Source organism: Pseudoalteromonas shioyasakiensis (genome assembly GCF_024518675.1).
GTDB lineage: Bacteria > Pseudomonadota > Gammaproteobacteria > Enterobacterales > Alteromonadaceae > Pseudoalteromonas > Pseudoalteromonas shioyasakiensis_B.
The window spans coordinates 279,925-292,956 of sequence record NZ_JANIGL010000001.1 but is presented as its reverse complement, the minus strand read 5'-3'; the positions used below and the strand labels follow the sequence as shown (position 1 = coordinate 292,956).

12 protein-coding genes are annotated in these 13,032 nt (G+C 39.6%); 4 read left to right on the top strand and 8 right to left on the bottom strand.

Annotated elements, in window-relative coordinates; all coding sequences use genetic code 11:
* Positions 1 to 231 precede the first annotated feature (231 nt).
* From NQT69_RS01275 to NQT69_RS01265, 3 genes are all read left to right on the top strand, one after another.
* The gene (locus tag NQT69_RS01275; RefSeq protein WP_256825903.1) at positions 232 to 1,518 is read left to right on the top strand and encodes a citrate synthase; all 1,287 of its coding nucleotides are present in this window, start codon (positions 232 to 234) and stop codon (positions 1,516 to 1,518) included.
* Positions 1,519 to 1,641: 123 nt separating this feature from the next.
* The gene (locus NQT69_RS01270; protein WP_256825902.1) at positions 1,642 to 2,856 is read left to right on the top strand and encodes an aminotransferase class V-fold PLP-dependent enzyme; all 1,215 of its coding nucleotides are present in this window, start codon (positions 1,642 to 1,644) and stop codon (positions 2,854 to 2,856) included.
* A 13-nt stretch (positions 2,857 to 2,869) separates the two neighbouring features.
* On the top strand, positions 2,870 to 3,286 hold the full coding sequence (locus NQT69_RS01265) for a SufE family protein (protein WP_256825901.1): 417 nt from the start codon (positions 2,870 to 2,872) through the stop codon (positions 3,284 to 3,286).
* On the opposite strand, the gene tcdA is transcribed toward NQT69_RS01265, so the two are convergent.
* The 7 genes from tcdA to NQT69_RS01230 are packed head-to-tail and all read right to left on the bottom strand — an operon-like array spanning position 3,283 to position 10,700.
* Positions 3,283 to 4,083, bottom strand: a complete 801-nt coding sequence (gene tcdA / locus NQT69_RS01260) for a tRNA cyclic N6-threonylcarbamoyladenosine(37) synthase TcdA (protein ID WP_256825900.1) — start codon at positions 4,081 to 4,083, stop codon at positions 3,283 to 3,285. The genes NQT69_RS01265 and tcdA overlap by 4 nt on opposite strands.
* Positions 4,084 to 4,758: a TIGR01621 family pseudouridine synthase gene (locus tag NQT69_RS01255; protein ID WP_256825899.1), complete on the bottom strand. Its 675-nt coding sequence runs from the start codon at positions 4,756 to 4,758 to the stop codon at positions 4,084 to 4,086.
* A complete protein-coding gene (kdsB, locus tag NQT69_RS01250; protein ID WP_256825898.1) occupies positions 4,755 to 5,522 on the bottom strand; it encodes a 3-deoxy-manno-octulosonate cytidylyltransferase in 768 nt (255 codons plus the stop codon). Before kdsB ends, NQT69_RS01255 begins: the two co-directional genes overlap by 4 nt.
* The gene (locus NQT69_RS01245; RefSeq protein WP_087534164.1) at positions 5,510 to 5,707 is read right to left on the bottom strand and encodes a Trm112 family protein; all 198 of its coding nucleotides are present in this window, start codon (positions 5,705 to 5,707) and stop codon (positions 5,510 to 5,512) included. The genes kdsB and NQT69_RS01245 overlap by 13 nt, the downstream gene beginning before the upstream one ends.
* Entirely contained in the window at positions 5,697 to 6,677 is a 981-nt protein-coding gene (gene lpxK, locus NQT69_RS01240; RefSeq protein ID WP_256825897.1) for a tetraacyldisaccharide 4'-kinase, read from the bottom strand. Before lpxK ends, NQT69_RS01245 begins: the two co-directional genes overlap by 11 nt.
* On the bottom strand, positions 6,674 to 8,419 hold the full coding sequence (gene msbA / locus NQT69_RS01235) for a lipid A export permease/ATP-binding protein MsbA (RefSeq protein WP_256825896.1): 1,746 nt from the start codon (positions 8,417 to 8,419) through the stop codon (positions 6,674 to 6,676). Before msbA ends, lpxK begins: the two co-directional genes overlap by 4 nt.
* Before the next feature lie 58 nt (positions 8,420 to 8,477).
* Positions 8,478 to 10,700 carry a DNA internalization-related competence protein ComEC/Rec2 gene (locus tag NQT69_RS01230; RefSeq protein ID WP_372822928.1) on the bottom strand — a complete coding sequence of 741 codons (2,223 nt, stop codon included), beginning with the start codon at positions 10,698 to 10,700 and terminating at the stop codon, positions 8,478 to 8,480.
* 21 nt (positions 10,701 to 10,721) lie between these two features.
* Between NQT69_RS01230 and NQT69_RS01225 the strand changes: the two genes are divergently transcribed.
* Positions 10,722 to 11,234, top strand: a complete 513-nt coding sequence (locus tag NQT69_RS01225) for a DUF2062 domain-containing protein (protein ID WP_256825894.1) — start codon at positions 10,722 to 10,724, stop codon at positions 11,232 to 11,234.
* Between the two features lie 119 nt (positions 11,235 to 11,353).
* On the opposite strand, the gene gndA is transcribed toward NQT69_RS01225, so the two are convergent.
* Positions 11,354 to 12,727 carry an NADP-dependent phosphogluconate dehydrogenase gene (gndA, locus tag NQT69_RS01220; RefSeq protein WP_256825893.1) on the bottom strand — a complete coding sequence of 458 codons (1,374 nt, stop codon included), beginning with the start codon at positions 12,725 to 12,727 and terminating at the stop codon, positions 11,354 to 11,356.
* Positions 12,728 to 13,032 lie beyond the last annotated feature (305 nt).

Genomic DNA, 13,032 nt, shown 5'->3' with positions numbered 1-13,032 from the left:
CGATAGTATATATAGCCAAAGGTCTTTTTACAATTCTTGTTTAGTTATAGACGTTTGCGAATTAGCCAATGGTATAATATTTAAACCTGAGAGAATATTTATTATACATTTGTGCATAATGTTTATAAAAATTGACTTTAACCCCCTCTTTCACGTTAAAATGAAAAGAATGTGCTTAAACAGATTCAGAACATAACAATCAGAGTTGTTATCTTAATAGGAGATAAATAGATGGCGGATAAAAAAGCCACAGTCCATATTGATGGTCTAGATCCAATCGAACTTCCGATTTACCAAGGTACCGCAGGTCAAGATGTCGTTGACGTTCGTACCCTAGGTTCACATGGCCACTTCACTTATGACCCAGGTTTCATGTCGACTGGTTCTTGCGAATCTTCAATCACATACATTGATGGTGGCAAAGGTATCCTACTTCATCGTGGTTACCCAATTGAGCAATTAGCTGAAAGTTCAGATTACATAGAACTATGTTACTTACTATTAAATGGTGAGTTACCAACTAAAGAACAATACACTGAATTTGCTAAACAAATTACTCACAGCACTATGCTTGATGAGAAAATTGCAAACTTCTTCCAAGGTTTCCGTTTTGATGCTCACCCTATGGCTATGCTATGCGGTGTTGTGGGTGCGCTATCTTCTTTTTACCATGAAGATCTTGATATTACTGATGCAAGTCAACGTAAAACAAGCGCAATTAAGTTAGTTGCAAAACTACCGACTATTGCTGCTATGGCTTACAAAACAAACATTGGTCAACCATTTGTTTACCCACGTAACGACTTAAGCTACGCAGAAAACTTCTTACACATGATGTTCTCAGTACCTGCTGAAGAGTACAAAGTTAACCCTGTTACAGCTAAAGCCATGGATAAAATCTTCATGCTTCACGCTGATCACGAGCAAAACGCATCGACTTCGACCGTTCGTCTTGCTGGTTCTTCAGGTGCTAACCCTTATGCATGTATCGCGGCAGGTATCGCATCACTTTGGGGCCCTGCGCACGGCGGTGCTAACGAAGCATGTTTAAACATGTTAGAAGAAATCGGTTCTGTTGATCGTATCGACGAATACGTAGCTAAAGCAAAAGATAAAGCCGATCCGTTCCGCTTAATGGGCTTTGGTCACCGTGTTTACAAAAACTTCGATCCACGTGCAACAGTAATGCGTCAAACGTGTCATGAAGTATTAGAAGAGCTTAACATTCAAGATCCACTACTTGATATTGCTATGAAACTTGAGCAAATTGCCCTTGAAGACCCATACTTTGTTGAGAAGAAACTTTACCCTAACGTAGATTTCTACTCAGGTATCATCTTAAAAGCAATCGGTATTCCTACAAGCATGTTCACTGTAATTTTTGCAATGGCACGTACTGTAGGTTGGATCACGCACTGGGACGAGATGCTATCTCAACCTGGTCATAAGATCAGCCGTCCACGTCAGCTTTATACTGGTCACACACACCGTGATTACGTATCAACTGACAAGCGCTAATTAATTATTATCGTTTATAAGGCCGCTTTTGCGGCCTTTTTTATTCCTATTTCAATTATTAATGGTTGAGAAATATCGTAAAGCCATTACAATTCCCGCTACTTTTTATTGTTTGGTTTTTCTATGTTTACTGTTGAAAAAATTCGTGCTGATTTCCCTATTTTAACTCAACAGATAAACAACCAACCCTTAGTTTATTTAGATTCTGCTGCAACATCACAAAAGCCTCAATCAGTAATTACGGCGACTGAACGATTTTACACACAGCAAAATGCCAATGTTCATCGTGGCCGCCATACACTTAGCGAGCAAGCAACCAGTGCCTATGAAGCAGCCCGCGACAAAATAGCCCGTTATTTTAATGTCCAAAGTCGTGAAATTGTGTGGACTAAAGGCGCCACCGAGTCGATTAACCTAGTAGCCAATGGACTTAGTCAACAACTTGATAAAAATTCAAGTATCGTAATTAGTCCACTAGAACATCACGCTAACATCGTTCCATGGCAACAACTCGCCATGAAAACCGGGGCATCCTTACATGTGCTGCCAATTCAAAGTAATGCAACAATTAACATTAATGCCTGTGTTAAATTTTTAAAATCAGTTAAACCTACTGTTTTTGCTATCACGCACGCATCCAATGCCTTAGGGAACATTACTAATCTGGGCCCATTACTGCGCACTGTTGATGAGTTTAATACTATTACTTTGATTGATGGTGCGCAAAGCGCAATGCATTTACAACCTAACTTGCAAAGCCTTGACTGTGATTTTTATGTGTTTTCCGCTCACAAAATGCTTGGCCCAACAGGTATTGGCGGGCTCTACGGGAAATATGAACGACTAAATTCGCTACTTCCCAATCAAACCGGTGGAGAAATGATTGAAAGTGTTAGTTTAACGCACAGTACATTTCGCGATGCACCTGGTAAATTTGAAGCAGGCACCCCAAATATCGCCGGTGTACTTGGCTTTGCTGCCGCAATTGATTATTTAAATAGCTTAGATAAAGTCGCAGTACATGCACATGAACAAATGCTGTTCAGCTACGCTATGAGTAAACTTAACAATATTGACGGCATAAAAATTTACAGTGATATTGACAGTAACATAGGCACAATTTGCTTTAATTACAAAGACGAACATCCGTTTGATATAGCAACATTATTAGATGGCTATGGCGTTGCAGTTCGCAGCGGCCATCATTGTACTCAACCATTGATGACGCATTTGGGTATTAATGGCAGCGTTAGAGCAAGCTTTGCCTTTTACAATACAGTCCAAGATATTGATGCTTTTATTAAAGCACTGCAAGAATCCATCGCTTTATTAGATTAAAAGTAGATATGAAATGAATAAAACGTTTAAAGAACTCGCTGATACGCTAAATAATTCCCCAGCCTGGCAACAAAAATACCGCGAAATTATGCTTTTAGGAAAACAATTACCTGCCATGCCAGAGGTTTTAAAGACACCAGACGCGCTTGTACCTGGTTGTGAGAGTAAAGTTTGGCTGTATCTAGACTTTGATCTACAGGAAAACTGTTTGGTTATAATTGGGGATTCAGATACACGTATTGTAAAAGGCCTGCTTGCGATTATTTTATCATTATATAATGGCTTAACCCCAAGCCAAGTTTTAGCCATTAATGCATTTGCAGAGTTTGAAAAACTAGGTTTGATATCTCACTTAAGCCCATCGCGTGGCAATGGCATAAAAGCCATTGTCGAACGTATTCAAACAATGGCTAAACAAAAATCCCTTTAAGCTTTAGCTAACCGCTGTTTTTTATCTAAATATTTGCGAACCGCTTTGGCTGCTACAAAAAAGCCAAAGCTGCCTGTGATCATAGTTACTGAGCCAAAACCGTTATTACAATCCATATTCATAGAGCCATCTGCGTTTTGTTTTGCATGACACACGCTACCATCTGAACCTGGGTAAACTAATTGCTCTGTAGAGTACACACAGTCAATATTAAATTTACGCTTAGGGTTGCTACTAAAGTTGTACTGTTTGCGTAAAATATAACGTACTTTAGCGAGTAAGGGATCTTGAGTAGACTTTGCCACATCACCAAAGGTAATTTGGCTCGGATCTGTTTGTCCACCAGCGCCACCGGTTGTAATAATAGGTAGTTTATTACGTTTACAGTGAGCAATAAGTGCAGCTTTTTCTTTTACCGCATCAATACAATCAATGACATAATCAAAACCTTGAATATGCTCGCGTATGTTATCTAAAGTAATAAAATCATCAATGACTTCAATTTCACACTCAGGATTAATTAGCTGGCATCGTGCTTTCATGGCATCAACTTTAGCCTCACCTACGGTACCTGTTAGTGCATGAATTTGACGATTCACGTTAGTTGCACAAATATCATCAAGATCTATTAATGTAAGTTTACCAATGCCTGTTCGTGCTAATGCTTCTGCAGCCCAGCTCCCCACACCACCAATACCAATTACACAAAAATGGGCATTTTGGAGCCATTCAAATTGTTGTTGTCCGTATAAACGTTTTATACCACCAAAACGAATATCTATTACAGAATCTGTCATTTACCAGTCCAAGTTCCAAGGCGTTTGCCAAGATTGAAAGTTATCATGTTCTATTAGTTGACCAAACTGCGTGTTGCTGTTTGGCTTGCAAATAAACTCAAAGCGCTCACTTTGCCATGTGAAGCACAATGCATAAGCATGCAAATAGGTACGGTCGCAAGGCGTACCACCATAAAGCACATCGCCTAAAATAGGTGCTGCTAAACTCTTTAAAGCAACTCGCAATTGGTGCGTTTTTCCAGAATAAGGCTTTAAAATATACCCGCGTAAATTTGCCGCTACACTTAAGGAATAAAACCGAGTAATTGCCGGGTTTTGGGTGGTTTTTAAAAGCTTAAAGCTACTGCGACGAGACTTAGCCATATCCCCTTTTACCCAGCCTTGCTTTTTCTTTGGCTTCGCGTCTGATAAAGCCAAATAAAACTTTTCAACCTCATGAGCGGTGAAAAGTCGAGTAAACTCAGCGGCAGCTTGGCTACTTCGCGCTAATATAATTAGCCCTGAGGTAACTTTATCTAATCGATGTACGGCAAATAACTTTTCATTTAATTGTTGCTCAGCTAAAACCACAAAACCTGGGCCTTCTTCACTATGGAAGCTGAGTCCTGGCGGTTTTTCAATAACAAAAAAATCATTATGCTCAGCAACAATCGTTAAAGGGTGTTGGCTCGTCACTCAGATTTACTTTTTAAATAGTTTACAACACGTGCTAAATCTTCAGCTGTGTCAACGCCAGCATGCGGTGTGACACGGGCTTGCTCTATTTTAATTTGATAGCCATGATATAGCACACGTAATTGCTCTAGCGACTCTAATTGCTCCAGCGGTGAAGGACTAAGTTCAATGTATTGTTTTATAAAACCAACGCGATAAGCATAAATACCAACATGGCGTTGATAATACGTGTGATCGACTAAAGTGCGATTATCACAGTCCATCATATGAGCGCGATCGAAAGGAATGCTGGCCCGAGAAAAATAAAGCGCATTTTTATTTACATCACTCACCACTTTAACAGCATTAGGATTAAAGACTTCCTCACTATCTTCTATGGCCACACTCAAGGTAGCCATGGGGGCTTCAGAATCTGCTAATAAAGCGGCAACCTGAGACACATTTTCTGCTGCTAGTAGAGGCTCATCACCTTGAACATTGACAACAATGGTATCATCACTGAGCTGTAATAAATCCATTACTTCAGCCAGACGCTCAGTTCCAGACTGGTGATCTTCCCGGGTCATCAATACATCGGGGGTAAATGCACTTACTGCATCAAACACTTTTTGATGATCGGTTGCAACAACGACTTTGCTTGCCCCTGAGGCAATTGCTTTTTCATAGACATGTTGGATCATCGGTTTACCGCAGATGTCCGCAAGAGGCTTTGCCGGTAACCGCGTTGATGCAAAGCGAGCTGGAATGACAACTACGAATTCCACTTTTCAACCTCTTCTTGACTCAATTCACGTGCCTCGTTTTCTAATAACACAGGGATATCATCTACAACTGGGTAAGCTAATTTTGCTGCGGTACTAATTAATTCGTTATTTTCTTTATCTAAACGCAATTTGCCTTTACACACTGGACAAGCGATTATTTCTAGTAGTTTTGTATCAAAGGCCATTTAGTATCCCTTTTTCTTTGAGTAATAGGTGTAGTTTATTAATTACCGCATCAGATGGCTTAGCATCCACGGGTAGAAAATACCAATTTGGTTTAGCGAAATCACGGCATTTTACCGCATCTTTCTCAGTCATAAAGACAAATTCATCGTTATATTTTTCAAAATCACTTAATGTGTAGGCATAATGATCACGAAAATGTGCCGTCGATAGTAATTCTATGCCAGTTGCTTGTAATGTGCTTTCAAATCGCTTTGGGTTACCTATAGCACTCACTGCATGACCATGCGTTATCGAATTTACTGTGCTTTTACCCGTTGCAACGTTTAATAGTGCTGAGGGTTGTAGCTGATAATTAAAGAGGTTAGTACCACCATTTTCAATTACTAAATCAACACTGTTTAAACGTTTTTGAGTTTCTCTTAATGGCCCAGCAGGTATTAACAAGCCATTGCCAAAGCGCCGCTGACTATCGACGATACAACATTCAATTTGCCGACCCATTTTATAATGCTGCATGCCATCATCAGAAATAATAACGTCGACATTATAGTGTGCATTTAAAAGCGTGATATTTGCTTTACGATCAGGCCCAACAACAACCGGACAGCCTAAACGGCGCTGAATGAGCACAGGCTCATCCCCCGCTTGCTTTGTACTAATTGAACCATCAACAATAAGAGGATATTCTTCAGCTGAGCCGCCATATCCACGACTGATCACAGCCACGTTTAAGCCCTGTTGCTGTAAATATTGCGCAAGCCAGATAACAAATGGTGTTTTACCATTCCCCCCGACACTGATATTGCCAACGACAATAACAGGTACGTCACTGTGATAAGCTTTAGTGAACCCTAGTCTGTAACCTAGTCTTCGGAGCGTTGAAATCAGCCAAAACAGCCCAGCCAAAGGTAATAATAATAAGGTTAAAAAACTGAACCCTTGATACCAACTTTGTTCGACTTTATTCACCCTTGCTCACCAAATTGCATTTTACAAAGCGCAGCATATGTACCGTCATTTTCTAGTAGAGAGTGATGGTCGCCACTCTCAATCACTTGACCGTTGTCAATGACATAAATTCTGTCGCTATTTTCAATGGTCGATAAACGATGGGCAATGACGATTGATGTCTTATCTTTCATTAAATGATCAAGCGCTTGTTGGATCAGCTTCTCAGATTCAGTATCAAGGGCTGATGTTGCTTCGTCTAAAATCAAAATAGGGGCATCTTTTAATATTGCCCGAGCAATGGCGATACGTTGGCGTTGCCCACCAGAGAGCATTACGCCATTTTCTCCTACCATGGTATTTAATCCATCAGGTAAGTCTTTCACAAATTCCCATACATGGGCTTGTTTCGCCACGGCTAGCAGCTCATCATCGCTCAGCTGACGAGAAATACCATAGCTGATATTATTAGCAATGGTGTCGTTAAATAACACCACTTGCTGCGATACTAACGCAAATTGTTTGCGTAAATCGGTTAGTTTGTAGTCGCTAAGAGCAATACCATCTAATAAGATTTCACTGGGTGCCTGCAAATCATAATAACGCGGTAATAAATTTGAGATAGTTGACTTACCAGAGCCTGAACGGCCAACTAACGCGATACTTTCACCCGCGTTTATAGTCAATGATAAATTACGCAACACAGGCTCTTCTTTTGTTGGGTAGTTGAAAGTGACATTTTTAACTTCAATCTGACCTTTTACTTTTTCAACACTCACTGTCCCGGTGTCTTTTTCTACTTCTTCATCAAGCACTAAAAAAATACTTTGTGCAGCAGAAATACCCCGTTGTAAATCGCTATTAACGTTAGCAAGTTGTTTCAATGGGCGAAGCAACATCATCATTGAAGAAATAAGCACGACAAAATCGCCTGAGCTTATGGTGTCGATCATCGACGGCATAGAAACAACAAATAAAATCACTGCCATGGCACTGGCTGCTAAAATTTGAATCACTGAGACACTCAGCGCTTTTGTCGCATCCATTTTAATACGTTGCTGGCGGTTATGATTATTGATAGTCGCAAACTGATCAATCTCTTGCTTTTGGCCACCAAAGCCATGTATCACTTTATGGCCACTGAGCATTTGTTCAGAGCTGCGGGTCACTTGCCCCATCGCTGACTGAATGTTTTTGGATATATGACGAAAGCGTTTTGACACCACGCTGACAATAACTGCCACTAATGGAATGATGATCAAAAATATTAAAGACAGCTTCCAACTGGTGTAGAACATAACCGTCAGTAAAAACACCACAAAAGCGCCCTCACGCACCACGATTAACATAGCTTTAGTAATCGCTTGTTGTACTTGTTCAGTATCAAAGGTGATTTTCGATATTAAATCGCCAGTAGAATTTTTATCATGAAACGAAACGGGTAAATGTAGAATATGCTCAAATAATTGTTGGCGTAATGAGCGCACTACTTGCGAGCCAACATAACTTAAACAATATGAAGACATATAATTGAAAAAACCACGGCCAAACACTAACCCCACAACAACAAAAGGCGCATATTTTAACACGTCGTTATTACGCTCATTAAGTCCTTGATCTATAAAAGGCTTCATGAGCTGGATAAATAATGCATCCATAGCAGAATAGCCAATCATGCCAACTACCGCTAAAATTGCGATACTTTTATAATCACCCACATACGTTAATAAACGCTTATAAATTTGTGATGTAGTTTGATCCATAACACTCTCTAATTCATAGTCTACGAGTATTGTAGCCTCCAGCAACACAAAACTAAACTCAATCTTTTAGAAACCAATAACTTTGTGAACGCGCATAGGCTATTTCATAATCGTGTTGGTAAAACTTGATACTAATTTGACCATGTTCAGCAGTTGAGTATTGCCGCGCGTTTATATCGTGATAGCGCTTAGTGACTTGCTTATGGGGTAAACCCCACTGCCCTTTGTAAGATGTTGAATGCAACACAACCTGAGGACTTACCGCATTAATAAATTCTTCACTTGATGATGTTTTACTACCATGATGGGGGCTCAACAATATAGTACTTTTATAAAGTTCACCCTGCCTTATTAAATCACGTTCTCGTTGCGTGGCAATATCACCCGGTAAAAGGACGCTAAATTTGCCATCAGAGATATGAATTACACATGAATTGTCATTATCAGAGCTAAAATGTCCTGAATTTTTACTAACACTAAAAACCAAGCCTTGGAAATTAAACTGCTGTGCTATACATATCTGCTGCGCCCCATTAGGTTGAAGACGCGCCAATGTATTTGCATACCCTAATGCGAGCCAATCAGTTAAACCTCCCGCATGGTCTTTATCCATATGGCTGATCACGGTGTGTTTTACGGTAATATCATTATTTTGCAAGTGAGGGAGTAGAGTTGAGTTCACCCGTGTGTATTGGTTAAAGTAAATAGGCCCTAAATCATACACAAAGCCTTGTTTATCTTTGCTGATCAGCACCATAGTCCCGTGCCCCACGTCAAATACATCAAGCTGCCATAGTGGCTTCGACTGTAAAAAACTGTCTAGCAAAGCTATCGCGACAGGAAATAGCGCAACTAATTTTTTAACTGGCAGAAGATAAGCGATACTCGCACTAAGATAAAACGATTGCACAAAAAACAAGCTTACATTACTAAAACTTAACCAGCGATACCCAGACGGAATAATAAGTAATGCGCTAAAACTGCTACTTAATAAATGGTCTAACCCATTTATAACTGGCTCTAGGCTAACAATACTCGCCAATGCTGTCAGTAACACTAAAGCCGGCATAATAACAAAGCTCAACAAAGGAATAGCGATTAAGTTTACGACAAGACCGATGAGGCTAACCCCATTAAAATAATAGAGAGATAAAGGCAATAGGCCGACAAAGAGTGCGCATTGAATCATCGTCAAATTTTTCAGCAATGCAAAAAACCCAGCGTTTAAACTAGCTAATTTATTTATAATTAAAAAAATAATAGCCACGGCTGTAAATGAGAAATACAGGCCTGGATTTAGCAAACTAAATGGGTCTATCAATAAGGTGAGCACCAAAGCAAACAAAATACTGCGCCACTTTAATGCTTGCTTAGAATAATAATAAACAAGTAAATAGCTGCCCAACATAATTAACGCACGTGTGGCTGAAACCAAAAAATCACTTAAGATCACATAAAAGAAAGCTAAGCTAAAGCCACCCACACTATAAATTAGCGATAAATTCATCGTCTGCTTGAACATGCTTATCAAGCAATGCAAAACCAACTTAGTAATGAAAAAGCCAATACTGAACATCAGTCCAATATGTAAACCCGAAATTGCTAATAAATGGCTCAGTCCAAATTCTTGTAATGTTTGTTTTTGCTCATAAGACATTAGCCCCCTATCGCCAGTTAATAAGGCGTAGTAAAGCCAGTTCATTTTAGTACCCTGATAAACCTCGCCAATGTAATGACGATAGCTATTAACGATCGTGGCTTTACTGGGCTTACGAATAGATAAAGACGAGCCAGTTTGTTTTGCTTTATAAAATAGCCGCTGTGAAAATGCGTACAACTCTTTATCAAAACCATGAATGTTTTTTTGGCTGCGATAGTGAGTAAACTTTAGCCAAGTTGTGATTTTATCGCCCGGAGCTATTTTTCTACGGCTCTTTATGCTGACAAGCGCATTAGGTGTTTTGAAGTTTATTTTGCGTGTGTTGTCGATTAATTTTGCTTTGAGATAATAGTTATCTCGGTTAGAAATAATTTCAACAACTTCAATCGTAACGAGAGTTGATTGATTTTCATCCATGTTTTGCAGTGAACTGGCATAAAAACAAGAAAAATGTACCCAAACACATAAAATCCCGCAAATAAAACCTAACAATACGGGCAAAAACGGCTTAAAATACACGCTCGTTATCACTATAGATAATGTTAAGAGAGTAAATACAAGGGTCTGATAATAAAAAACGGTTATCACACAACCAATCACAAACCCTATGCTTAACCACACAGATGTAAATGGTTGCTTTAAATGGCTAAGAAAACGATCCAACGGTTTTTACCAGATCACAATACGATTAAAGATCATAAATTATTAAAAATTTTTGGTCGTTTACTGCACGATGCCAATTTATGGCACCTTAATCGTCGCTCCGCGCGTGGTGCATTTTCTGTTGGATTATTTTTCGCTTTCATCCCTGTTCCCTTTCAAATGGTTTTAGCTGCGGCACTTGCCATTCCCTTAAGAGTAAACCTCCCTATTTCAGTGGCTGTTGTTTGGATCACTAACCCATTAACAATGCCACCTATATTTTACTGTTCTTATTTAGTCGGCACGATTGCATTAGGTCAGCCTGAGCAACATTTTGCCTTTGAGCCCAGTTGGCAATGGTTTATTGAAAGCCTAACCACGATTGGCCCAGCGTTTTTAGTTGGCTCGTTTATATGTGCAACAGCGGCCTCACTATTCGGTTATTTTGGTATCGATTTGCTCTGGCGACGCTCTGTGCGTAAAGCTTGGATCAATCGCCATAAAACTAACTAAACTGCTTGTTTAAATATAGTCAAACCCTCGCTTTGTACCAAATAAGATACATATTATTTTAAGATCAAAAAAGCCAGCTAAATTAGCTGGCTTTTTATTACTGGTACTTTAAAACGTAATTAACGTACTTTAGCGTCTATATCGACTAAATCAGTTAAATGACATACTTCACCGCCATGAGTTTTAATACCATGCTCACCAAAATAGTCACGTTGTGCTTGAACTAAATGACCATTACTTGGTGTTGTCAGCGTTGCAAAATAAGTCTGTGTTGAACTTAACACAGGGAATGCTAAGCCTGTCATCATTGCTTGACCGGTGATCTTACGCAATGAAATGGCTTCTTTTTCCAGTGTATCGATAAACTCAACACCTTGTGCAATATTATCTAAATAATCAGCACGGATAATACAACCTGCACGCCATGTTTGTAGCGTTTTAGCTAAATCTACTTTCCACTGGTGAGCTCTCGAAGCACCTTTAATTAACGCAAGGCCTTGGCGATAGGCTAATAAACTCGCCAGTAAAAACGCTTCTTTTAACTCTTCTAAGTCAAGGTCAACGTCGGTTGTAGACTTAGCAGCGTAAGTCATTTCTTTTGCAGCATGAGTATCACAGGTATTAGTTAAGTGACGAGCTTGCACAGCAGCAACTAATGACGGTACAGCAATACCTAGCTCTAATGCATTCTGTGCAGTCCAAAGACCAGTACCTTTAGCGCCGACTTTATTATCAATTAAATCGACTAAAGCCTCATCATTATCTGTTTCTAAAGATAAAATATGGCTAGAAATTGATAATAAGTAACTGTTTAAGTCACCTTCTGACCATTGCTCAAATATTACAGCTACTTCTTTAGGTGAGCGGTTTGTGCCTAAACGCAGTAACTGGTACATTTCAGCAATGAGCTGCATCAGCGCATATTCAATACCGTTATGAACCATTTTCACAAAATGGCCACTGGCTGACTGACCAACTCGAGCAAAACATGAATCGCCTTTGTAGCTTGCTGCAACCTTTTCAAACCATGGCTCTACACGCTCCCAACCGCCTTCTGAACCACTTGCCATCATAGCAGGTCCATGGCGTGCGCCTTCGGCACCACCCGAAATACCCATAGTGGCAAACTCAAATTTATTTTGATACTTTAATTTACGAGTAATGCCATCTTTGTAGTTACTGTTACCACAATCTACAATTATATCGTCACATTCAACACCAGCTTCGACAAGTTCAGTACATACCTTGTCAACTAGTTCACCGGCAGGAACCAACAGCAAAATTGAACGAGGTGCTGTTAGTCTTTTAACCATGTCATTTAAATCAGACACAATATGCAGACGCTCCGCCATGCCTTGAGATTTAGCACAACTTAATAATTCTTCGCCCGCATCGGGGTTTTTATCATAAGCTACGAGTGTCAGCCCTTTTTCTATCAGGTTTAGAGCCAGATTTTTACCCATAACGCCTAACCCTACTAATGCAACTTGCATTTAGTGTCCTCCTCGGTAACAACTATTGGTTAGTAAATGAAAATAATACCGCGCGCATTATACCCAAGCCGCTCAAAAATGCGAGCCTGAGTTAACGCCTGTTAACTAAATACGCGTTTAATTTATTATATCAAACAACTGTCAGTTCAGGGATTATTTAACAGCAATTTGAACATTGACTGAGGCTGACACCGGTGTCATAATGTCGTAATATTAATTTTGTATAAATATTGGCAGCAATTAAATAACACTTTGTTTATATAGTGTGTTACCACTGCCTGAAACATCCTATTTATGTATAAACA